At 62.7% G+C, this 21,330-nt stretch carries 17 protein-coding genes; 12 read left to right on the forward strand and 5 right to left on the reverse strand.

Annotation, left to right across the window (positions count from 1 at the left end):
- Positions 1 to 207: 207 nt before the first annotated feature.
- Positions 208 to 957 carry a TIGR00730 family Rossman fold protein gene (locus LDZ28_RS15005; RefSeq protein ID WP_244829174.1) on the reverse strand — a complete coding sequence of 250 codons (750 nt, stop codon included), beginning with the start codon at positions 955 to 957 and terminating at the stop codon, positions 208 to 210.
- A 1-nt stretch (position 958) separates the two neighbouring features.
- Here LDZ28_RS15005 and polA point away from each other — a divergent pair, with 1 nt between their 5' ends.
- The 3 genes from polA to LDZ28_RS15020 all read left to right on the forward strand — a co-directional run bounded on the left by polA (position 959) and on the right by LDZ28_RS15020 (position 6,311).
- Positions 959 to 3,697, forward strand: coding sequence for a DNA polymerase I (polA, locus tag LDZ28_RS15010; RefSeq protein ID WP_244829175.1), 2,739 nt, complete (start codon positions 959 to 961; stop codon positions 3,695 to 3,697).
- A 180-nt stretch (positions 3,698 to 3,877) separates the two neighbouring features.
- On the forward strand, positions 3,878 to 5,251 hold the full coding sequence (locus LDZ28_RS15015) for an NAD(P)/FAD-dependent oxidoreductase (RefSeq protein WP_244829176.1): 1,374 nt from the start codon (positions 3,878 to 3,880) through the stop codon (positions 5,249 to 5,251).
- Positions 5,252 to 5,435: 184 nt separating this feature from the next.
- Complete coding sequence (locus tag LDZ28_RS15020) at positions 5,436 to 6,311, forward strand: dienelactone hydrolase family protein (protein ID WP_244829177.1); 876 nt, start codon at positions 5,436 to 5,438, stop codon at positions 6,309 to 6,311.
- Positions 6,312 to 6,327: 16 nt separating this feature from the next.
- On the opposite strand, the gene LDZ28_RS15025 is transcribed toward LDZ28_RS15020, so the two are convergent.
- Positions 6,328 to 7,197 (reverse strand): sulfurtransferase, encoded by an 870-nt coding sequence (locus tag LDZ28_RS15025; protein WP_244829178.1) that lies wholly within the window; start codon positions 7,195 to 7,197, stop codon positions 6,328 to 6,330.
- Positions 7,198 to 7,376: 179 nt separating this feature from the next.
- A complete protein-coding gene (locus LDZ28_RS15030) occupies positions 7,377 to 8,483 on the reverse strand; it encodes an aromatic ring-hydroxylating dioxygenase subunit alpha (protein ID WP_244829179.1) in 1,107 nt (368 codons plus the stop codon).
- Between the two features lie 309 nt (positions 8,484 to 8,792).
- Here LDZ28_RS15030 and LDZ28_RS15035 point away from each other — a divergent pair, with 309 nt between their 5' ends.
- From LDZ28_RS15035 to folE2, 4 genes are all read left to right on the forward strand, one after another.
- Entirely contained in the window at positions 8,793 to 9,128 is a 336-nt protein-coding gene (locus LDZ28_RS15035) for an exodeoxyribonuclease VII small subunit (RefSeq protein WP_244829180.1), read from the forward strand.
- Complete coding sequence (locus tag LDZ28_RS15040; RefSeq protein ID WP_244829181.1) at positions 9,125 to 10,012, forward strand: polyprenyl synthetase family protein; 888 nt, start codon at positions 9,125 to 9,127, stop codon at positions 10,010 to 10,012. The genes LDZ28_RS15035 and LDZ28_RS15040 overlap by 4 nt, the downstream gene beginning before the upstream one ends.
- A gap of 79 nt (positions 10,013 to 10,091) precedes the next feature.
- Complete coding sequence (gene dxs, locus LDZ28_RS15045) at positions 10,092 to 12,008, forward strand: 1-deoxy-D-xylulose-5-phosphate synthase (RefSeq protein WP_244829182.1); 1,917 nt, start codon at positions 10,092 to 10,094, stop codon at positions 12,006 to 12,008.
- 147 nt (positions 12,009 to 12,155) lie between these two features.
- Positions 12,156 to 12,959 carry a GTP cyclohydrolase FolE2 gene (gene folE2, locus LDZ28_RS15050; RefSeq protein WP_244829183.1) on the forward strand — a complete coding sequence of 268 codons (804 nt, stop codon included), beginning with the start codon at positions 12,156 to 12,158 and terminating at the stop codon, positions 12,957 to 12,959.
- Positions 12,960 to 12,967: 8 nt separating this feature from the next.
- Here the strand turns inward: folE2 and LDZ28_RS15055 are convergent, their stop codons facing one another.
- Complete coding sequence (locus LDZ28_RS15055; protein ID WP_244829184.1) at positions 12,968 to 13,885, reverse strand: LysR substrate-binding domain-containing protein; 918 nt, start codon at positions 13,883 to 13,885, stop codon at positions 12,968 to 12,970.
- 106 nt (positions 13,886 to 13,991) lie between these two features.
- Between LDZ28_RS15055 and LDZ28_RS15060 the strand changes: the two genes are divergently transcribed.
- Positions 13,992 to 15,236, forward strand: a complete 1,245-nt coding sequence (locus tag LDZ28_RS15060; protein ID WP_244829185.1) for an MFS transporter — start codon at positions 13,992 to 13,994, stop codon at positions 15,234 to 15,236.
- 31 nt (positions 15,237 to 15,267) lie between these two features.
- Positions 15,268 to 15,894: a glutathione S-transferase family protein gene (locus tag LDZ28_RS15065; protein ID WP_244829186.1), complete on the forward strand. Its 627-nt coding sequence runs from the start codon at positions 15,268 to 15,270 to the stop codon at positions 15,892 to 15,894.
- Positions 15,895 to 16,115: 221 nt separating this feature from the next.
- Here the strand turns inward: LDZ28_RS15065 and tsaD are convergent, their stop codons facing one another.
- Positions 16,116 to 17,144, reverse strand: a complete 1,029-nt coding sequence (gene tsaD / locus LDZ28_RS15070; RefSeq protein ID WP_244829187.1) for a tRNA (adenosine(37)-N6)-threonylcarbamoyltransferase complex transferase subunit TsaD — start codon at positions 17,142 to 17,144, stop codon at positions 16,116 to 16,118.
- A gap of 69 nt (positions 17,145 to 17,213) precedes the next feature.
- Here tsaD and LDZ28_RS15075 point away from each other — a divergent pair, with 69 nt between their 5' ends.
- The 3 genes from LDZ28_RS15075 (at position 17,214) to dnaG (ending at position 21,098) form a co-directional block, all read left to right on the forward strand.
- Positions 17,214 to 18,425 (forward strand): NAD(P)/FAD-dependent oxidoreductase, encoded by a 1,212-nt coding sequence (locus LDZ28_RS15075; RefSeq protein ID WP_244829188.1) that lies wholly within the window; start codon positions 17,214 to 17,216, stop codon positions 18,423 to 18,425.
- Positions 18,426 to 18,742: 317 nt separating this feature from the next.
- Positions 18,743 to 19,189 carry a GatB/YqeY domain-containing protein gene (locus tag LDZ28_RS15080; RefSeq protein WP_244829189.1) on the forward strand — a complete coding sequence of 149 codons (447 nt, stop codon included), beginning with the start codon at positions 18,743 to 18,745 and terminating at the stop codon, positions 19,187 to 19,189.
- A 19-nt stretch (positions 19,190 to 19,208) separates the two neighbouring features.
- On the forward strand, positions 19,209 to 21,098 hold the full coding sequence (dnaG, locus tag LDZ28_RS15085) for a DNA primase (RefSeq protein WP_244829190.1): 1,890 nt from the start codon (positions 19,209 to 19,211) through the stop codon (positions 21,096 to 21,098).
- The last annotated feature ends 232 nt before the right edge of the window (positions 21,099 to 21,330 follow it).

The raw sequence follows: 21,330 nt of genomic DNA on the forward strand, positions 1-21,330 counted from the left end.
AGCGTTGTAGGCATTGCGGCCACGAGCGATTGAATTATCGGCGGCGAATCTTAGCGAGTTGACTTGCGCTTAGCAAGAGCCTGGATACTTCGAATTACTGAGTAAAAAGATTTTTTGATATTTAACGGCTAATGACCTTGAAAGCGAGCCTACTAAGAATTTGCGGACGCCTGACACCGCATCCGCAGTTCAGCCCGCTCAAGACAATCACAAATAAAACATCCGGTCCTCATCCGACTTACCTTCCGCCGGTTGCTCTGCTGCGCCTTCGCGATCTTCATAGAAGCGCAGCACCGCATCGAGCACTTGATCGGGGTCGTCGATCACTTGCATTAGTCCAAGATCTTTTTCGCCGATGACGCCATTGGTCAGCAGCGTGTTCTTGAACCAGTCGAGCAAGCCGGCCCAAAATTCGGCGCCCACCAGCACGATAGGCACGTGGCGCGACTTCTTGGTCTGAATGAGCGTGAGCACTTCGGCCAGTTCGTCAAGCGTGCCGAAGCCGCCCGGCATCACGACGACCGCATCCGAATTCTTGACGAACGTGACCTTCCGCGTGAAGAAGTGACGGAAGCGCAGCGAGATGTCCTGCCATTGATTGCCCGACTGCTCGTGCGGCAATTCGATGTTGAGACCCACCGACGGCGACTTGCCCGCATGCGCGCCTTTATTGGCTGCTTCCATGATGCCGGGACCGCCGCCGGAGATCACGGCAAAGCCTGCATCCGAGAATTTTTGCGCGATTTCAATGGTCCGCTGATAGTACGGCGACTCGGGTTTGAGACGCGCGGAACCGTAGATGCTGATGGCAGGACGGATCTCCGAGAGGTACTCGGTAGCCTCGATAAACTCTGCCATAATCGTGAACATCTGCCACGATGCGCGAGCCTTTTTGGCCGTCGCGCGCTCTTGATCTGCGAGCGATCGCAGACTCGGAATCACTTTTCTCTTGTTCATAATGCCTGAAGAACGAAGTCTTGAAGGTAAGACCCTGCTATTGGTCGACGGTTCTAGCTACTTGTACCGGGCTTACCATGCCATGCCTGACCTGCGCGGCCCCGACGGCGGGCCGACCGGCGCACTGTATGGAATGATCAACATGCTGCGACGCCTTAGGCGTGAAACCAATGCAGAGTATAGCGCGTGCGTCTTCGACGCCAAAGGCAAGACGTTTCGCGACGACTGGTACGCCGACTACAAGGCCAACCGGCCTTCCATGCCCGAAGACCTTTCGAAGCAGATCGAGCCTATTCACGTCGCCGTGCGTGCGCTCGGCTGGCCGCTCGTGATGATCGAAGGCGTCGAAGCCGACGACGTCATCGGCACGCTCGCGGTTCAGGCCGAAAAGCGCGGCATGAAAGTGATCGTCTCGACGGGCGACAAGGATCTGGCTCAACTCGTGACGGATCATGTCACCCTCATCAATACGATGACCAACGAAACGCTCGATCGCGCCGGCGTCATCGCCAAGTTCGGCGTGCCGCCGGAACGTATCGTCGATTATCTTTCGCTCATCGGCGATACGGTCGATAACGTGCCGGGCGTCGAAAAGTGCGGTCCCAAGACTGCGCTCAAGTGGCTCACGCAATACGACTCCCTTGATGGCATCGTAGAACATGCGGGCGAGATCAAAGGTGCGGTAGGAGACAATCTGCGCAAGGCTCTGGACTTCCTGCCCATGGCTCGCAAGCTCGTTACCGTACACACGGAATGCGACTTGGCGTCGCAGATCGCGTCGATCGACGAAACGCTCGAAAGCCGTCCCGAGTCGCGCGACGAGTTGCGCGACGTGTTCCTGCGTCACGGCTTCAAGACTTGGCTGCGCGAAGTCGAAATCGCGGATGCCGTCGAAGGCCCGACCGACACGCCGCCCGCCGAAGTCACGGAGATCGTCCACCACTACGAGACGGTGCAGACGTGGGAACAGTTCGGCGCGTGGCTCGAACGCATCGATGCCGCCGAGATCACTTCGTTCGATACCGAAACCACCGCGCTCGATCCGATGACCGCGCAGATCGTCGGCTTGTCCATCTCGGTCGAACCGGGTCATGCCGCATATGTTCCGCTCGCTCATCGCGGGCCGGACGCACCCGTGCAACTGCCGCGCGATGAAGTGCTCGCGAAGCTCAAGCCGTGGCTCGAAGACGAATCGAAGAAGAAGGTCGGCCAGCATCTGAAATACGATGAGCAGGTGCTCGCCAATTACGGCATCGTCATGCGCGGCGTCGAGCATGACACGTTGTTGCAGTCGTACGTGCTGGAGTCGCATCGGCCGCATGACATGGACAACCTCGCGCTGCGGCACTTGGGCGTGAAGACCATCAAATACGAGGACGTCGCGGGCAAGGGCGCGTCGCAAATCGGTTTCGACGAAGTCGCGCTCGACAAGGCGGCCGAGTATGCCGCCGAAGATGCGGACATCACCTTGCGTCTGCATCAGGCGCTTTATCCGCAAGTCGTGCAGGAAGAGGGCTTGTTGAAGGTATATCGCGAGATCGAATTGCCGACTTCGCGCGTGTTGCGCAAGATGGAGCGCAACGGCGTGCTGATCGATCGCGCGAAGCTCGACACGCAGAGCAACGAGATCGCCAAACGGCTGATCGACTTGCAAACGGAAGCCTATGAACTGGCGGGCGGCGAATTCAATCTCGGGTCGCCCAAGCAGATCGGACAGATCTTCTTCGAGAAACTCGAACTGCCGGTGGTGAAGAAGACGCCGAGCGGCGCCCCTTCCACCGACGAAGAAGTGCTGCAAAAACTCGCCGAGGATTATCCGCTGCCGAAGGTGCTGCTCGAACATCGCGGGCTTTCGAAGCTCAAGTCCACTTATACGGACAAGCTGCCGCGCATGGTGAATGCATCGACGGGACGCGTGCATACGAACTATGCGCAGGCTGTCGCGGTGACAGGGCGCTTGTCGTCGAACGAGCCGAACTTGCAGAACATTCCGGTGCGAACGGGCGAAGGCCGGCGCATCCGCGAGGCGTTCATCGCGCCGCCGGGTTGCAAGATCGTATCGGCGGATTACTCGCAGATCGAGCTGCGCATCATGGCGCATATCTCGGGTGACAAATCGTTGTTACGCGCGTTCAAGGAAGGCGAGGACGTGCACCGCGCGACCGCGTCGGAAGTATTCGGCGTGACGCCGATCGAAGTGTCGAACGACCAGCGTCGTATCGCCAAGGTGATCAATTTCGGCTTGATCTATGGCATGAGTTCGTTCGGGCTCGCGTCGAATCTCGGCATCACGCGCGACGCGGCGAAGCTTTATATCGACCGCTATTTCGCGCGTTATCCGGGCGTTGCCGACTACATGGAGCGCACACGCGTGACCGCGAAGATGAACGGCTACGTGGAGACCGTGTTCGGCCGGCGTCTGTGGCTGCCGGAGATCAACGGCGGCAGTGGTCCGCGTCGTCAGGCGGCCGAACGCGCGGCCATCAACGCGCCCATGCAGGGAACGGCCGCTGATCTCATCAAGTTGTCGATGATCGCGGTGCAGGACTGGATCGAGGCTACGAAGATCCACGCGAAGATGATCATGCAGGTACACGATGAACTCGTGCTCGAAGTTCCCGAAGAGGAACTGCCCGAAGTCAGGAAGCGCTTACCCGAATTGATGTGTGGCGTCGCCAAGCTGAACGTGCCGCTCGTGGCTGAGGTGGGCGTCGGCAATAACTGGGAAGAAGCACACTGAGCAAAAAGAGCGCGGTGAATGCCGGGCATGCGAGGCCGGCCATTGCAAGTGCGCCGCGCGTTCAAGCAGAATGGTTTTTGGAAGGTGAGACATCGGGCCGACATGTCGTCGAACGTACGTGCGGTCCGAGGCTCGGTAAGTTGATTACTCCGCGTGCGGAGAAAAATTCGGGAGAGCTTTATGCATCGATTCATCATCGTCGGCGGAGGGGCCGGCGGTCTCGAATTGGCGACTCGTCTCGGCGACCGTTTCGGTACGACGGACAGTAAAACGGCACCGCGTGCGCAAGTCACGCTGGTGGACCGTAATCCCACGCATATCTGGAAGCCGCTTCTGCATGAAGTGGCCGCAGGCAGCATGGACCCGTTCACGCAGGAACTCGAATACGCCGCGCAGGCCATGTGGCACGGCTTCGAGTTTCAGCAGGGCGAGTTGATTGCGCTGGACCGCGCGACAAAACGCATTACCATCAGCGCGTTGCGCGACGACGAAGCGGGCGAGGTCTTGCCGCAGCGCGAACTGGAATACGACACGCTCGTCATTGCCATCGGCAGCACGACGCATTTCTTCGGCGTCGAAGGCGCGCAGCAACATTCCATCGCGCTCGATACAGTTGGCCAGGCCGAGCTCTTTCGCAAGCGGCTCATCGCGGCATGCATGCGCGCCGAGCACTTTGCGCCGGAACCGGTGGCGGCGGGCATCGACGATTCCGAAGGGCCGCCCGTGCCGCTCGGTTCGCCGAACGCGCCGCGCATTCAGGTGGCGATCGTCGGCGCGGGTGCGACGGGCGTGGAATTGTCGGCGGAACTGCGCAACACGGCGCACGTGCTTTCCGCGTACGGTTTGCACAAGCTGGATCCGAAGCACGACATCGGTATCGTGCTGATCGAAGCGGGGCCGCGCATTCTGCCCGCGCTGCGCGACACGGTATCGACCGCGACGGCCGAGCTATTGACGAAGCTGGGCGTGTCCTTGATGACGGGCGAAACCGTCGCGGAAGTCTCGCGCGATTCCATTCGCACGGCGAGCGGCAAGACCATTCGCGTAGACCTCACGGTGTGGGCGGCGGGCATCAAGGCGCCGGCCATTCTCTCGCAGCTCGACGGCTTGCCGACCAATCGTCTCGGCCAGCTCATCGTGCGCCGCACGCTGCAAACGGAAGCCGACGACAACATATTCGCCCTGGGCGATTGCGCCGCGTGTCCGTGGCCCGGCAACGAGCGCGGTGTGCCGCCGCGCGCGCAGGCGGCGCATCAGCAGGCGAGCTTTCTCTTCAAGGCTTTCGAGCGCCGCATGAACGGCAAATCGCTGCCGGAATATACGTACCGCGATTTCGGTTCGCTCGTGTCGCTCGGTCGCTATAGCGCGGTCGGCAGCCTGATGGGCGGGCTCATCGGCGGCAACATGATGATCGAAGGCCTCTTTGCGCGCTTCATGTACATGTCGCTGTATCGGCTGCATATCGCCGCGCTCCACGGCTACGCGCGCATGGTGCTCGACACCATCGCGCACTGGCTGCGCCGGTCCACCGCGCCGCGCGTCAAGCTGCACTGAGCTGCATCGACGCTGCAAAGCTGTTTAGAATGAGCGGCGCGCCTTGTGATATGTCGGGCGCGTTCGCTTGGGAGTCGTACAGCGCCGCGCGTCGTGAAGCCTTGAACACACTCGCGCGGTTCCAGAATCCATGCCGCCGGCCGCGCGAATCGACGCCTGCCGGCGCTTGCCGCGGGAGCTTTGCATGCTTACCCCTGAAGTCGACAGCCTCATTCCCCATGTTCCGTTCGACCGTCGCAACTTCATCAAGGCAGCTTTCGGCACAGGCTTCGCAGCGTGCGTGCTGCCCGTGTCGGCACAAACCATTCATACCGATGACGCGGGTCTCGAAGCCGGCGCCGTGGGCGTGCGCGGCGCGGATGGCGTGCTCGTGCCGGCGTATCGCGCGCAGCCGAAGGGCAAGACGCATCTGCCGGTCGTCATCGTGATCCACGAGATTTTCGGGGTGCACGAGCATATCGCCGATGTCTGCCGGCGCTTCGCCAAGCAAGGCTATCTCGCCATCGCGCCGGATCTCTACACGCGTCAGGGCGATGCCTCGGCGTACAAGTCCATGCAGCTTCTCAACGAGCAGCTTGTCTCGAAGGTGCCTGACTCGCAAGTGATCTCGGACATCGACGAAACCGTCAAATGGGCGGGCGAGCACGGCGGCGATCTGAAGCGGCTAGGTATCACCGGGTTCTGCTGGGGCGGGCGCATTACGTGGCTTTATGCGGAGCACAATCCGCACGTGAAGGCGGCGGTTGCATGGTACGGGCGCGTCACGGGGAACAAGACGGCGAACACGCCGAGCAACCCGATCGACAACGCGGCCGAACTCAATGTGCCTGTGCTCGGGCTATACGGCCGGCAGGATCAGAGCATTCCGCAGGACACGCTCGAACAGATGAAGCAGGCCGTGGCGAATGGCCAGCCGAAGGCGCGGGAGTCGCAGATCGTCGTGTATGACGACGCGCCGCACGCGTTCTTCGCGGATTATCGGCCGAGCTATCGCAAGGAAGACGCGGAGGATGGCTGGAAGCGCGCGCTCGCGTGGTTCCGCGAGCACGGCGTCAAGTGACGGGGCTTTACGAGCCTCAAGGTTTCGCGCCGGTCGCAACGGGCCTGCCCGGATCGGCGCTCCATTCGCTCCACGATCCCGGATACAACGCCGCGCCGTGCAGACCGGCAATCTCCATGGCGAGCGCGTTATGACATGCCGTCACGCCCGAGCCGCATTGCAGCACGATGCGGTCGGTGGGCGTGGCGCCGATCAGCGAGCCGAACGCATCGCGTAATTCGTGCGCGGTCTTGAAGCGGCCCTCCGGCGTCAAATTGTCCTTGAAGAAGCGATTCAGCGCGCCGGGAATGTGACCGCCGACGGGATCGAGCGTCTCGTTCTCGCCGCGATACCGGTCCGCGGCGCGCGCATCGATTAGCAGATGGTCGCGCGTGCCGATGCTGCGTTCGATCGCCGGAGCATCGATGGTGACGGCAAGCGGCGCGGCGGCCTTGAACGTGCCGTTTGTCTTTTGCGGCGCGACGGTATCGAGTGGCTGACCTGCTGCCTCCCACGCGGGCAAACCGCCGTCGATCAGCGCGACGGAATCGTGACCGAGCCAACGCAGCAGCCACCACAAACGTGACGCGTACATGCCGCCTTGCGCGTCATAGGCGACGACTTGCTGGCCTTCGTTTAGCCCGAAGCTCGCGAGTTTTTCGACGAGCGCGCCGCGTTCGGGCAACGGATGACGTCCGTTCGACCCCGTCTTGACGCCGGACAAGTCGCGGTCGAGATGAAGATAGTGCGCGCCCGGAATATGACCTTGGGCATAAGCCGCTGCGCCGGATTCAGGCGCGGCGAGGTCGAATCGGCAATCGAACACGAGCACGCTGCCGGGCGCGGCGGCGAGCCGTTCGGCAAGATTCGTCGCCGAGATGAGCGTGGTGTAGTGGGTGTGCGGCATGACGGCTCCTGTGTCGGACAGAGTGTGCGCTTCGGCGCGCGACCCCGATCCCTTGCAAAGCGTCCGCGCCCGGTCGTGTCAATCGCCGCGCGCGTGAAGTGGGATACAGCTAGTCTAAACAAAAAGGCGGACTCGAAAGCCCGCCTTTTCATGATTCCCGCGCGATAGCCGAGCAACGTTCAGATAGCCCCGAGCTGATGCCGCAGAAACTCGTGGAAATGCTGCATGCCGGATTCCATCGGGCTCTGGTACGGCCCGACCTGATTCTCGCCACGCGACATGAGCGCGCGCCGGCCGGCGTCCATGCGCTCGGCGATTTCATCGTCCTCACGCGCGGTTTCCATATAGGCCGCACGTTCCGCCTCGATAAACTCGCGCTCGAAAAGCGCAATCTCCTCGGGATAGTAGAACTCGACGATGTTGGTCGTCTTCTGCGTGCCCTGCGGGATCAGCCACGACACCACCAGCACGTGCGGATACCACTCGATCATGAGACCGGGGTAATACACCATCCAGATGGCGCCGAATTCGGGCGGCGTACCGTTACGGAAGCGCAGGACTTCGTCGTGCCACTTGCGATAAGTCGGGCTGCCCGGCTTCTCCAGATTTTTGTGCACGCCGACGGTCTGGACGCTGTACCAGTCGCCGAATTCCCACTCGAGGTTGTCGCACGACACGAAGCTGCCGAGTCCCGGATGGAACGGCGCGACGTGATAGTCCTCCAGATAAACCTCGATGAAGGACTTCCAGTTGTAGTTGCACTCGTGCACTTCGACGTGATCGAACATATAGCCCGAAAAGTCGAAATGACGCGCCGTGCCGAGTTTCGCGAGATCGGCCGCGACATTGCGACCCGCGGCCTCGAAGAGAAGGCCTTGCCAGTTTTGCAGCGGCGTGGCGCCGAGATTCAAGCAGGGCTTGTCGGCGAAATGCGGCGCGCCGAGCAACTGCCCGTTCAGATCGTACGTCCAGCGATGCAGCGGGCAGACGATGTTGTCCGCGCTGCCGCGACCGTTCAGCATGATTGCCTGGCGATGGCGGCACACGTTCGACAGCAATTCGATATTCGACTGCTGATTGCGCACGAGCACGCGCCCTTCGCCCTCGCCAGGAAGCGCGAAATAGTTTCCCGCTTCGGGAACCATGAGTTCGTGCCCGACGTAGCGTGGACCAAGCTTGAAAAGTGTTTCGATTTCGCGCGTAAGAAGCGCTTCGTCAAAGTAAGCCGTGACTGGCAACTGACTGTGAATGGCATTCAGTTGCAATGCATTGCTCAGATTGGACATTCCCACTCCCGTTAAGACGTGAAAGCAGTGAACAACCCAACCATCGAAGATTCGATTTAGGGAGCCCGCGATTATACCGAAATCCGCCACACTCGGGCGTATAAGGTCTTGATTTGGGTATAAATTGTTGCAGGAGTTCCGTTCAAAGCCGGCGCGAGGGCGTCGCGTCCATACGCCGGGCGGCTGTGGCGCAAGCTCAAGGATTAGCCGTCTCCACGCTTTGCGACGGACGTGTTTCGGGTCGAAAAACTGGCTTTTGCCGTAGAATGTGCGACTTGGTTCCAAAATACATTTGCACATCCACGATTCATGGCGAAGACCGCTGTCCCCGATACACGCGAAGAAACCGGTGCAGGCGCGCTTGCCAACGACGCCGCGCCGCTTCCGGAAAACTACGAAACAGCGCTCGCGGAACTCGAATCACTCGTCGGCCGCATGGAAGCGGGCGCGCTGAGTCTCGAGGAGTCGCTCGCGGCATACCGGCGCGGCGCCGCGCTTGTGGGCTTTTGCCAACAACAGCTCGAAAAAGTCGAGCAGCAGGTGCGCGTGCTCGATGGCGAGACGCTCAAGCCGCTGCCCGTCGAGGTACAGCGCGCGACCCAGGGTGCAGGAGCCACCAACGACCGAGGGGACGACGACCTATGAGCTTCGAACAATGGATGCGTGCCACGCTCGATCGCGTCGAGACCGCGCTTGAGCACTATCTGCCGGGCACGGACATCGCGCCGGCGCGTCTGCACGAAGCCATGCGGTACGCGGTGCTGGGCGGCGGCAAGCGTGTGCGGCCGCTTCTCGTGCACGCCGCGGGCGAACTGACCCACGCGAGCGCGCCGGCCGTCGAAGCGGCAAGCGCGGCGCTCGAAATGATTCACGTCTATTCGCTCGTGCATGACGATATGCCCGCAATGGACGACGACGCGTTGCGTCGCGGCAAGCCCACGGTACACGTGCAATATGACGAAGCGACGGCACTGCTCGTCGGCGACGCGTTGCAGTCGCAGGCGTTCGTCGCGCTGACATCCGAAGGCAATGGTCTGAGCGATACCCAGCAGGCCGCGCTCGTGCGCGAACTGGCGCTCGCAAGCGGCTCGCTCGGCATGGCAGGCGGTCAGGCCATCGATCTCGAAAGCGTCGGGCGCAAGCTGTCGCGGCCGGAGCTCGAAACCATGCATCGCAAGAAGACGGGCGCGTTGCTGCGCGCCTCGGTGCGCATGGGTGCGCTCGCGGGCGAACGTCCGGACGCCAAGGCGCTCGCGGCGCTCGATCATTACGCCGCCGCGGTCGGCCTCGCGTTTCAGGTGGTGGACGATATCCTCGATGTCACGGCGGACTCCGCCACGCTTGGCAAGACCGCGGGCAAGGATGCGCAGCACGACAAGCCCACGTATGTTTCGATCATCGGGCTGGACGCGTCGCGCGAACTCGCCGCGCAACTCGGCCGCGATGCGCACGCTGCAATAGAGCCGTTCGGCGCGCGCGGTCAGCGCCTGGCCGAACTTGCCAACCTGGTTGTGAACCGGGTGCACTGAACGTTGAATGCGTGACGAACCCCACGGCGCAATGACCGCGTTGAACGAATCACGCCAGTTTTCCTAAAATGGGACGACGATGTACGACTTGCTGAAAACCATCGACGATCCGGCCGACCTTCGCGCCCTCGATCGACGCCAACTGCAGCCGCTTGCCGACGAACTGCGGGCCTACGTGCTCGACAGCGTGTCGCAGACGGGCGGCCATCTCTCGTCCAATCTCGGCACGGTAGAGCTGACGATCGCGCTGCATTACGTATTCGATACGCCGAATGACCGTATCGTCTGGGACGTCGGCCATCAGACGTATCCGCACAAGATCCTGACAGGCCGGCGCGACCAGATGCACTCGTTGCGTCAGTTGAACGGCATCTCGGGCTTCCCGCGCCGCAGCGAGTCGGAGTACGACACGTTCGGCACGGCGCATTCGAGCACGTCGATATCGGCGGCGCTCGGCATGGCGATCGCCAACAAGCTGCAGGGCGACAACCGCTATTCCATCGCCGTGATCGGCGACGGCGCGATGACCGCGGGCATGGCCTTCGAGGCAATGAACAACGCCGGCGTCGCCGACGACGTGCCCTTGCTCGTAATCCTCAACGACAACGACATGTCGATCTCGCCGCCCGTGGGCGCGTTGAATCGTCATCTCGCCCGTCTGATGTCGGGCCGCTTCTACGCCGCCGCGCGCGCCGGTGTCGAACGCGTGCTGCGCGTCGCGCCGCCCATGCTCGATCTCGCCCGCAAGCTCGAAGAGCACGCGAAGGGCATGATCGTGCCAGCCACGCTCTTCGAAGAGTTCGGCTTCAACTACATTGGGCCGATCGACGGTCACGATCTCGATTCGCTCATTCCGACGCTGCAGAACATCAAGGAACTGCGTGGTCCGCAATTCCTGCACGTCGTGACCAAGAAAGGCCAAGGCTACAAGCTCGCCGAAGCCGATCCGGTGCTCTATCACGGTCCCGGCAAATTCAATCCGGCCGAAGGCATCAAGCCATCGACGGCGCCCTCGAAGAAAACCTACACGCAGGTGTTCGGCGAATGGCTGTGCGACGCTGCCGCGCAAGACTCGCGCGTGGTTGCCATCACGCCTGCCATGCGCGAAGGCTCGGGCATGGTCGAATTTGAAAAGCGCTTCCCGGATCGTTATTACGATGTCGGCATCGCCGAGCAACATGCGGTGACATTTGCGGGCGGCTTGGCTGCAGACGGCATGAAGCCCGTCGTCGCCATCTACTCGACTTTCCTGCAGCGCGCGTACGACCAGTTGATCCACGACGTCGCACTGCAGAATCTCCCGGTGGTGTTCGCCATCGACCGCGCGGGTCTCGTCGGCGCGGACGGTGCAACGCACGCGGGCAATTACGACCTCGCGTTCCTGCGCTGCATCCCGAACATGACGGTGATGGCCGCATCCGACGAAAACGAATGCCGTCAGATGCTCTACACCGCGCTTCAGCAGCCGAACCCGACAGCCGTGCGGTATCCGCGTGGCGCGGGCACGGGCGTGGCAACCGTCAAACAAATGACCGCCATTCCGCTTGGCAAGGGCGAGGTGCGCCGCGAGTCGTCGCAGAAACTCGGCTCGGGCAAGCGCATCGCCGTTCTCGCGTTCGGCACCATGGTCGCGCCGTCGCTCGTTGCCGCCGAAGAGTTGGATCTGACGGTGGCCAACATGCGCTTCGTGAAGCCTGTCGACGCCGACTTGCTGCGCGAACTCGCCGCCACTCACGACGCGCTCGTGACCATCGAGGAAGGCGCGATCATGGGCGGTGCGGGTTCGGCATGCGTCGAAGCGCTGCTGGCCAGTTCGGTCGTGAAGCCCGTGCTTCAGCTTGGTTTGCCGGACGTCTTCATCGATCACGGCGATCCCGCTAAGCTGCTTGCAAGCGTCGGTCTGGACGGCGCAGGTATCGCGAAATCCATTCGCGAGCGCTTTCTCAACGCGGTCGTGAGCGCCCAGCCGGGCAAGCTGGAAAAGCGCGTCGCCTGACGTTTCAGCCTAACGCGGCGCGCTCGGGGCGCGTCGTGCTTTGCACTTAGTCTCTACACGGCGCGGGCCGCAATCCGCGCCGTGTTCGCTTACGAGTTATGAAGCGCGCTTTCAGGAAAGACCGCGCGAGCCCAAGGACAAGAATCAATGAACCAGATGAATCCCGCCTTCGTGATGCCCGACGTTCAAAGCACGCCTGATACGCGTCAGATCGCCATTGCGCGTGTCGGCGTGAAGGGAGTGCGGCATCCGTTGTCGGTGCGGTCGGCAAACGGCGTGCAGCCGAGCGTTGGCGTATGGAACCTCGATGTGCATCTGCCCGCCGAGCAAAAGGGCACGCATATGTCGCGTTTCGTCGCGCTGCTCGAGGAGAATCGCGAGCCGCTCGATCAAACTTCCCTGCGTGCGCTGCTCGTCTCGATGCTCACGAAACTGGAGGCGCATTCCGGCCGTATCGAAGTGAGTCTGCCTTACTTCGTCATGAAGACCGCGCCGGTGTCGGGCGTGCAGAGTCTTCTGGATTACGACGTGAGCTTTATCGCTGAAAAGCGCGACGGCGAAACGCGCATGACCATGAAAGTGCTCGTCCCCGTTACGAGCCTTTGTCCTTGCTCGAAGAAGATTTCGCAGTACGGCGCGCACAATCAGCGCTCGCACGTGACCATCACGGCGGAGTTGGCGGGCGAAGTCGCGGTGGAAGAACTGGTGCGAATCGCCGAGGAAGAGGCGTCGTGTGAATTGTGGGGCTTGCTCAAGCGGCCCGACGAAAAGTTCGTGACCGAGCGTGCGTATGAAAATCCGAAGTTCGTCGAGGACCTCGTGCGCGACGTGGCCACGCGGCTGAATGCCGATACGCGCATCATCGCTTATGTGCTCGAAGCCGAAAACTTCGAGTCGATCCACAATCACAGCGCGTATGCGGTGATCGAGCGCGACAAGCGCCTCGGTTGAGCGAAGGCTCAAGCCGCCACGGTTTGAGTCGATGCGTGCATTTCGCGCACCGAATCCATCACGAGTGACGCGAGCCGGTCGACCACGGGCGATCCCACGCCCGATCCGCGATGCAGCGCGAGCGGAATCGACGGCAGCGACGGTAAGCCGCTCTCATCGCATTCGAGGGCGCGCACCGTGGTTGGCACGCCATAGGCCGTGCGCACCGTCACGCCGAGACCTGCGGCGGCGGCCGCCCACAATCCCGACAGACTCGGACTCGTGAACGCGATGCGCCACTTGATGCCCGCGCGATCCAGCGCTGCGGCCGCCGCGCTGTGAAAGAGACACGGGCGGTCGAACGCGATCAACGGTAGCGGCTCGTCCGGATCGAACTGCCACGGTACTGTCGATGACACGATCCAGCGCATCGGCGGCGCGGCGATCGGTTGAGGGAGGCTGGTCGCGTTGCCAACGTCGGTTGCGCTGCCTGCGCCCCAGACGAGCGCGAGATCGAGCTGACCCGACTCGATGCGCTCCAGCAATTCGGTGTTGCGCGCCACCCGCGCTTCGATCCGCACTTTCGGATGCGCCCGCGCAAAGCGGCCCAGCACTTCCGGCAGCAAAACTTCGCCGAAGTCTTCCTGCAGACCGAGCCGTATCCAGCCTTCGAGATCGACGCCGCGCACCGCGACCGCCGCTTCATCGTTCAATTCGACGAGACGGCGCGCATAGGCGAGCATCACCGCGCCCGCGTCGGTGAGCGCGAGCCCACGACCCGATTTACGAAAAAGCGGCGTGCCCGCCTGCTCTTCCAGCTTGCGGATCTGCGCGCTGACGGCGGAAGTCGAGCGACCGACGCGGTCTGCGGCCTTGGCGAAACTTCCCAAGTCCATGCCCGCGACGAAGCTGCGAAGGACCGCGAGGTCGAACGTGGTTTGAGTCATGGCAACAATCCTGTTTTATCGAACGATCGATGCAAAACTTTGCTATTTTCAGGATGATCGTATGCCGTCACACTGGGTTCAGTCAAATTGAGAACAGGGTGGCGACATGGCAACTCCTTTAACTTTGAACGCAGCGTCGCGTTCGAGCGCGCATCGATGGAAAGTGCTCGGCGTGGGCGTTGCCGCCAACGCGAGTTTTTCGGCGGCAATCGGCGGCATTCCGACGACGGCCGTCTGGATGCGCAGCGGCTATCACTTCGGCAACGGCGAAGTCGGACTCGTGCTCGGCGCGCTCGGGCTGGGGCTTGCGGTATCGGAACTTCCTTGGGGATTGCTCACCGACCGCTGGGGCGACCGGCCCGTCTTGCTGACGGGACTGTTCGCGACGGCTGCCGTGCTGCTCGGCATGAGCGTCTTCGCGGTGCCGTCGGGCTTCGGCGCGGCGCCCGCGCTCGGCTGGCTCGTTTTCGCGATGTTCCTGCTCGGCACGCTCGGCGGCAGCGTCAACGGATCGAGCGGGCGCGCGGTCATGGCGTGGTTCGGCGAAGGCGAGCGCGGTCTCGCGATGAGCATCCGCCAGACCGCCGTGCCGATGGGTGGCGGTCTGGGCGCGGCGTTGCTGCCGTGGCTCGCTTCATCGCACGGTTTTGGCGCGGTGTTCGGCACGCTCGCCGCAATGTGCGCGATCTCGGGCGCATTCACCTGGCGCTGGCTGCATGAGCCCCCGGAAAGGCCGCATCGCGCGGACGCGGGGGTATCGCAGGCAACGACGGCTGCGCCGTTGAGAGATGCGCGGATCTGGCGCGTGGTGCTCGGTATTGGCGTGCTGTGCGTGCCGCAATTCGCGGTGCTGACCTTCGCGACGGTTTTCATGCACGACGCGGGACACTTCGGCGTCGCGGCGATCAGCGCGACAATGGGCGCGCTGCAACTCGGCGCCATGGTCATGCGCGTCTGGAGCGGCCGTCATACGGATCGTCGCGGCAACCGGCGCGCGTATCTGCGCGGGTCGGTGGTGGTCGCGTCGGTGTCGTTTGTGGCGTTGGCGGTGGCGACCGCGCTGGGCGTCGCGAAGCTTCCGTACTTGCTCGCGGCGATGCTGGTCTTCGCGGGCATTTGCGTATCGGCATGGCATGGGGTGGCGTACACCGAACTCGCCACGCTCGCCGGCATGCAGCGCGCCGGCACGGCGCTCGGCATGACCAACACGGCCGTCTACGTGGGCTTGTTCGTGACGCCGCTCGTCATTCCGCATGTCCTGGCGGCGACTTCGTGGCCGGGCGTGTGGCTGCTGGCGGGCGTGTGCGCGTTGCTCGCGTGGCCATTGTTTCCGAAGCCCGCGCGCGCTTAAACTGTTCGACCCGAACTTTGCGGAGTGCGTCGTGATTCTCATCGGCCAATACGATTCCCCGTTTGTCAGACGCGTGGCCATTGCGCTGAATCTTTATGGCATTGGCTACGAGCATTGGCCGTGGTCGACTTTCGGCGATGCCGGCAAGATCGCGCCGTTCAATCCGCTCTCGCGCGTGCCGACGCTCGTGCTGGAGTCGGGCGACACGGTGATCGAGAGCGCGACGATCCTCGACTATCTCGATGAACTCGCCGGCGACGACCGCGCGATGATTGCGCAAAGCGGCGCGCAGCGTCGTGCGGCGCTGAAGGTGTGTGCGCTCGCGACGGGTCTCGCGGACAAGGCTGTGGCGCTGGTCTACGAGCGCGTGATGCACGCGGAAAAGTCGCAGGCTTGGGTCGAGCGCTGCACGGGGCAGATCGAACGCGTGCTCGACGTGCTGGAAGCGGATCGCGCGGCGCGTCCGACGCCTTTCTGGTTCGGCGATGCAATCGGTCACGCGGATATCGCCGTTGCGTGCGCGCTGCGGTTCGTGCGCGAAGCGCATGGGGCGTTGGTCAGCGGGAATCGCTGGCTGGCGTTGATCGCGCATGGCGATCGGTGTGAGGCGCTGCCGGCGTTCGGGGCGGTTGTGCAGGCGTTCGATCCGCCGAAATGAACGTTGCAGCGACGCTCTTTTCCTCATTTGGCGATGCAGTGGCCGCGCGAATATCGCCGTTGCGTGCGTGCCGCCCGTTCGCGCAAGGCACATGCGTCGCTAATTCGTGAGCGCGTTGGCCGGCGTTGGTCGCGTGTTGCGATCCGTGTGGGCCTTGGCTGTGTCGAGACTGTCGTGCGGTTCATTCAGCAAACCAGACTTCGCACGAAGCCACGCAAAGGTCAAACTCGCGCCAGCGAACTCAAATCCCATCTAGGCTTCACCGTAAATGCATAATCCCGCCCGGCCTGCTCCGGCCAGCGGGCAAGCCGCAACGCGCCCGCCAGCGCGATCATCGCGCCGTTATCGGTGCAAAGCGCCAGGTCGGGGTAATGCACGTCGAAGCGCCGCTTCCTTGCCGCAGCCGACAACGCCTCGCGCAACTGCCGGTTCGCGCCCACGCCGCCCGCCACGACCAGCCGCTTCAACCCGGTCTTCTTGAGCGCCGCGAGCGACTTGGCGACGAGCACGTCGACGGCTGCATCGACGAAACCTCGCGCCAGATCTGCCTTTGCCTGCTCGCAGACATTCGCGCCGAGCTTGCGGCTTTGAGTCAGCACGGCGGTCTTCAAGCCGCTGAAGCTGAAGTCGAGATCGCCTGAATGCAGCATCGGACGCGGCAGCGTGACCGCGCCCGGCGTGCCGAATTCCGCCAGCCGCGACACTTCCGGCCCGCCCGGATAACCCAGCCCGAGCAGCTTTGCGGTTTTGTCGAAGGCTTCGCCCGCCGCGTCGTCGAGCGTTTCGCCGAGCGTCTCGTAGACGCCGATATCGGTGACGCGCATCAGTTGCGTATGGCCGCCCGATACGAGCAGCGCGACGAACGGAAACGGCGGCGGGGCATCGACGAGTAGCGGCGACAACAGGTGTCCTTCGAGATGATGGATGCCGACAGTCGGTTTGTCCCATGCCATCGCCAGCGCATTGGCGATGCTCGCGCCCACCAGCAGCGCGCCCGCAAGCCCCGGACCTTGCGTGAACGCGATGGCATCGATGTCGGCGCGCGCGGCGTGGGCCTCGGCCATGACTTGTTCGAGGAGCGGCAGCGCCCGGCGGATGTGATCCCGCGAAGCCAGTTCGGGCACCACGCCACCGTACTCGCGATGCATCGCGATCTGCGAATGCAGGGCGTGCGAAAGGAGGCCGCGCTCTGTGTCGTAGAGGGCGAGGCCGGTTTCGTCGCAGGAGCTTTCTATGCCGAGAACTAGCATGGGTTGAGCGCTTGAAGGGAACAGAAAAGTATAGCAGTGTAACGACGCCCCCCAGTTACAATGCGCGCCATGGAATCCTTCGATATCGCCGTGATCGGCGCGGGCGCGGCCGGCATGATGTGCGCGGCAGTCGCCGCCCAGTCGGGGCGTCGCGTCGTGCTGATCGACCACGCCGAGCGTCTCGCCGAAAAAATCCGTATCTCGGGCGGCGGCCGCTGCAACTTCACCAATCTCAACGCGCAGCCGGCAAACTTCTTGTCGGCGAATCCGCATTTTTGCCGCTCCGCGCTCGCGCGCTACACGCCGCGCGACTTTCTCGCGCTGCTGAAGCAGTACCGCGTGAAATGGCATCAAAAGCACAAAGGCCAGCTTTTTTGCGACGATTCGAGCGAAACCATCATCGACGTGCTCAAAAGCGAGTGCGATGCCGGCAGCGTCGCGTGGCGGCGCCCGGTGAGCGTCCACGAGATCCGGCACGACGGCGCGCGCTTCACGCTCGACACCTCGGCGGGCGCAATCGACGCGGCCGCGCTCGTCATCGCGACGGGCGGCTTGTCCATTCCGAAGATCGGAGCGACGGATTTCGGGTATCGCGTGGCGAAACAGTTCGGCCACAAGCTAGTCGAAACGCTTCCCGCGCTCGTGCCGCTCACTTTCACGTCGGCCGACTGGGCGCCGTTCGCGGCGTTGTCGGGGCTGTCGCTGCCGGTTCGCATCGGCACGGGCAAGGGCAAGACGCGAGGTGAATTCGACGAGGACTTGCTGCTGACGCATCGCGGGCTGTCCGGTCCGGGCGTGCTCCAGATTTCGAGTTTCTGGAATACGTCGGAGCCGATCCACGTCGATCTCCTGCCCGACGCCGACGCCACCGAACTCCTGCTCGAAGCCAAGGCGGGATCGAAGAAACAAATAGGCAATTTTCTCGCGGACCACGTTCCCGCACGGCTCGCGCACGCGTGGCTCGAAGCGCAGCATGTTTCCGTCGATGCCCGCCTCGCCGATCTCCCCGACCGCACGCTCAAGGGCCTTGGCGCGTCGTTGTCGGACTGGACGATCACGCCGAGCGGCACCGAAGGTTATCGCAAGGCCGAAGTCACGCGCGGCGGCGTCGATACCCGCGAACTCTCGTCCACGACGATGATGAGCGAGCGCGTCGCGGGCTTGTATTTCATCGGCGAGGCCGTCGATGTGACGGGCTGGCTCGGCGGCTACAACTTCCAATGGGCGTGGGCTTCCGGCGTCGCGGCGGGCAAGGCCGCAGCGGAGTTCGCGCACGCCTGAGACGGGGCGTTCCGGCGGCCGTGGCGCGGTCTCGGAACGCCATCGCGCCTGCTATACTCGAACGGTTATCGGAGGATTCCGTATTTGTTCGAAGGCGCCTCGAAATGCGCGTTCGGGCACGGATTCTTTCGCTCCGGCTGACGTCACGATGGCCTCAAGCTTCGCCGCGGTTTCAACGGCCTCGCTCAAAGTCCCGCTTGAGGAAGCATTCCCAAGCGGGTTTTTGCTTTAGCGGAAAGGGTCGGGAGCCGCACGGGCACGCGTCGCGCCAGCCGGGTTTTCAATATCGCGAATTTCGCAATTGCACCGGGTGAACGATGAGCCTCAAGGATCAGATCAACGACGACATGAAAAATGCCATGCGCGCGCGCGAAACCGAGCGCCTCGGCACCATTCGCCTGCTGCTCGCAGCCATCAAGCAGCGAGAAGTCGATGAGCGCATCACGCTCGACGACACGGCCGTCGTCGCCGTCGTCGACAAGATGATCAAGCAGCGCAAGGACTCCATCAGCCAGTTTCAAGCGGCCAGCCGCGACGATCTCGTGGCGAAGGAAAACGCCGAACTCGCCGTGCTCGCGGCGTACATGCCCGAACAGCTTTCCGCCGATGCCATCGCCGCTGAAGTCGAGGCCGCCATCGCCGCAACGGGCGCAGCCGGCCCGCAAGACATGGGCAAGGTCATGGGCGCGCTGAAACCGAAGCTCGCGGGCAAGGCGGATATGACGGCCGTTTCCGCGCAGGTCAAGTCCGCGCTCGCCAAGTAATCAGCGGCGTTCGCCTACGTTGATACCGCACGCATTCCTGCAGGACCTGCTCAACCGCGTCGATATCGTCGACGTGGTGGGCCGTTACGTCCAATTGAAGAAGGGCGGCGCGAACTTCATGGGTTTGTGTCCGTTCCATAACGAAAAGAGCCCGTCGTTCACAGTCAGTCCGACCAAGCAGTTCTATCATTGCTTCGGCTGCGGCGCGCATGGCACGGCCATCGGTTTTTTGATGGAGCATACGGGGCTGACGTTTCCAGAGGCCGTGAAGGACCTCGCGCAGTCGGCCGGTCTGACCGTGCCGCAGGAGCCGTCGTTTCGCGGCGGCGCGGGTGGCGCGGGCGGTGACGCCTATGCCAACGCGCCGAGCAAGGCCGTGAGCGTCGCGCTCACCGAAGTCATGCAGACCGCCTGCGACTTCTATCGCAAACAGTTGCGCGGCGCGCCTAACGCCATCGGTTATCTGAAAAAACGCGGCTTGACTGGCGAGATCGCGGCGCGCTTTGGCTTGGGCTACGCGCCCGACGGCTGGCAGAATCTCGAAAGCGCGTTCCCCGATTATCGCCATGAAAATCTGGTGGAAGCAGGGCTCGTAATCGTCAGCGAAAAAACCGACGCGCAAGGACAAGCGCGCCGCTACGACCGCTTCCGCGAACGTGTGATGTTCCCTATTCGAAATGTGAAGGGCAACGTCATTGGCTTCGGCGGACGCGTGCTGGACAGCGGCGAACCGAAGTATCTGAATTCGCCGGAAACGCCTTTATTCAGCAAAGGCAGCGAGCTTTACGGCCTTTTCGAGGCGCGTCTTGCCATTCGTGAACTGGGTTATGCGCTCGTCGTCGAAGGCTATATGGACGTGGTCGCGCTTGCGCAGCTAGGTTTCGCGAACGCCGTCGCCACGCTCGGCACGGCTTGCACGCCGGTCCACGTACAGAAGCTTTTTCGACAGACGGAAACGGTGGTCTTCAGCTTCGACGGCGACTCCGCCGGCCGGCGCGCCGCGCGCCGCGCACTCGAAGCCGCGCTGCCGCACGCAGCGGACAACCGCACGATCAAGTTCCTGTTTCTACCGAAAGAGCACGATCCGGACAGCTATGTGCGCGAATTCGGCGCCGACGGTTTCGGTGAGCAAGTCGACCGCGCAATGCCGTTGTCGCAATTTCTGCTCAACGAGGTGCTGAACGACAAGGAACTCGACCAGCCCGAAGGCCGCGCGAAGGCCCTGTTCGACGCGAAGCCGCTGTTGCAGGCGCTGCCCGCCAACGCGTTGCGCGTGCAGATTCTGCATATGCTGGCCGACCGCCTCGCTACGCCGTTCACGGAAATCGCCGCGCTTTGCGACATCGACTCGCGTGCCGCCGCTGTCGCCCGCGCGATGGTGCCGAGAAGCGAACGCCGGCGTGTCACGGGTCAGGAACAGCGCGCGCTACGCAATCTGGTGATGTATCCGGGCATCGCGGCATCGCTCGATCGAATCAGCGAACGCACGCTCGTCACCATGACCGAGCATGGCGAACTGTTCAGCGAAGTCATCGCGCATGCGCGCGAACTGGGCGCGAGCGCGGAATTTCAGATGCTTTCAGACATCTTGAGAAACGCAGCAAACGCGCCCACCTACGAGGATATCTTCCAGGAAATTCTCGCCTATGATGAAAACGTGCGGGATTTACTGATGCGCGATCCGTCAGACGAGGACGCCGCGCAGCGTGTGGAAGAGCAGAAACGCCTGCTCGCCGAAGAGTTGCAGGCGACGGTACTGAAATTGCAACACGACAGTTATCGCGCGCGGCTGGATTTGCTGGCGCGGCAGCCGGGACTTTCGCCGGAAGAGGTGGCGGAGTTCTCGGAGCTGTCGGCGAAGATCGCGCAGATCAAGGCAGGACGGGCGGCTAGCCCTGAAGCCGGATAGCGAGATGCTATAATAAAATGTTAAAAAGTAGTTGCTTTTTGTCAATTCCTCTCCCGTTTCGAAGGGCCAAATCCCTTCATTGGTGCGTGGAATAGTTAGCGAAGGAAGCAGGGAAGTTGCAGCAAGGCGCTGGCCGAATCGGCTGTGGGAATCATGTAAAAGCGGTGCGCAGCACGCGTTTGAGCATTGTTCCGACACGAAACGGACAGGAAAGCACGCCGACGTACAGACG

The sequence above is a fragment of the Caballeronia sp. TF1N1 genome, from assembly GCF_022878925.1.
In the GTDB taxonomy this organism is placed as follows: Bacteria; Pseudomonadota; Gammaproteobacteria; order Burkholderiales; family Burkholderiaceae; genus Caballeronia.

Coding starts and splice junctions, on each gene's coding strand:
- LDZ28_RS15005 (WP_244829174.1), bottom strand. CDS start 957: ATGAACAAGAGAAAAGTGATTCCGAGTCTGCGATCGCTCGCAGATCAA.
- polA (WP_244829175.1), top strand. CDS start 959: ATGCCTGAAGAACGAAGTCTTGAAGGTAAGACCCTGCTATTGGTCGAC.
- LDZ28_RS15015 (WP_244829176.1), top strand. CDS start 3,878: ATGCATCGATTCATCATCGTCGGCGGAGGGGCCGGCGGTCTCGAATTG.
- LDZ28_RS15020 (WP_244829177.1), top strand. CDS start 5,436: ATGCTTACCCCTGAAGTCGACAGCCTCATTCCCCATGTTCCGTTCGAC.
- LDZ28_RS15025 (WP_244829178.1), bottom strand. CDS start 7,197: ATGCCGCACACCCACTACACCACGCTCATCTCGGCGACGAATCTTGCC.
- LDZ28_RS15030 (WP_244829179.1), bottom strand. CDS start 8,483: ATGTCCAATCTGAGCAATGCATTGCAACTGAATGCCATTCACAGTCAG.
- LDZ28_RS15035 (WP_244829180.1), top strand. CDS start 8,793: ATGGCGAAGACCGCTGTCCCCGATACACGCGAAGAAACCGGTGCAGGC.
- LDZ28_RS15040 (WP_244829181.1), top strand. CDS start 9,125: ATGAGCTTCGAACAATGGATGCGTGCCACGCTCGATCGCGTCGAGACC.
- dxs (WP_244829182.1), top strand. CDS start 10,092: ATGTACGACTTGCTGAAAACCATCGACGATCCGGCCGACCTTCGCGCC.
- folE2 (WP_244829183.1), top strand. CDS start 12,156: ATGAACCAGATGAATCCCGCCTTCGTGATGCCCGACGTTCAAAGCACG.
- LDZ28_RS15055 (WP_244829184.1), bottom strand. CDS start 13,885: ATGACTCAAACCACGTTCGACCTCGCGGTCCTTCGCAGCTTCGTCGCG.
- LDZ28_RS15060 (WP_244829185.1), top strand. CDS start 13,992: ATGGCAACTCCTTTAACTTTGAACGCAGCGTCGCGTTCGAGCGCGCAT.
- tsaD (WP_244829187.1), bottom strand. CDS start 17,144: ATGCTAGTTCTCGGCATAGAAAGCTCCTGCGACGAAACCGGCCTCGCC.
- LDZ28_RS15075 (WP_244829188.1), top strand. CDS start 17,214: ATGGAATCCTTCGATATCGCCGTGATCGGCGCGGGCGCGGCCGGCATG.
- LDZ28_RS15080 (WP_244829189.1), top strand. CDS start 18,743: ATGAGCCTCAAGGATCAGATCAACGACGACATGAAAAATGCCATGCGC.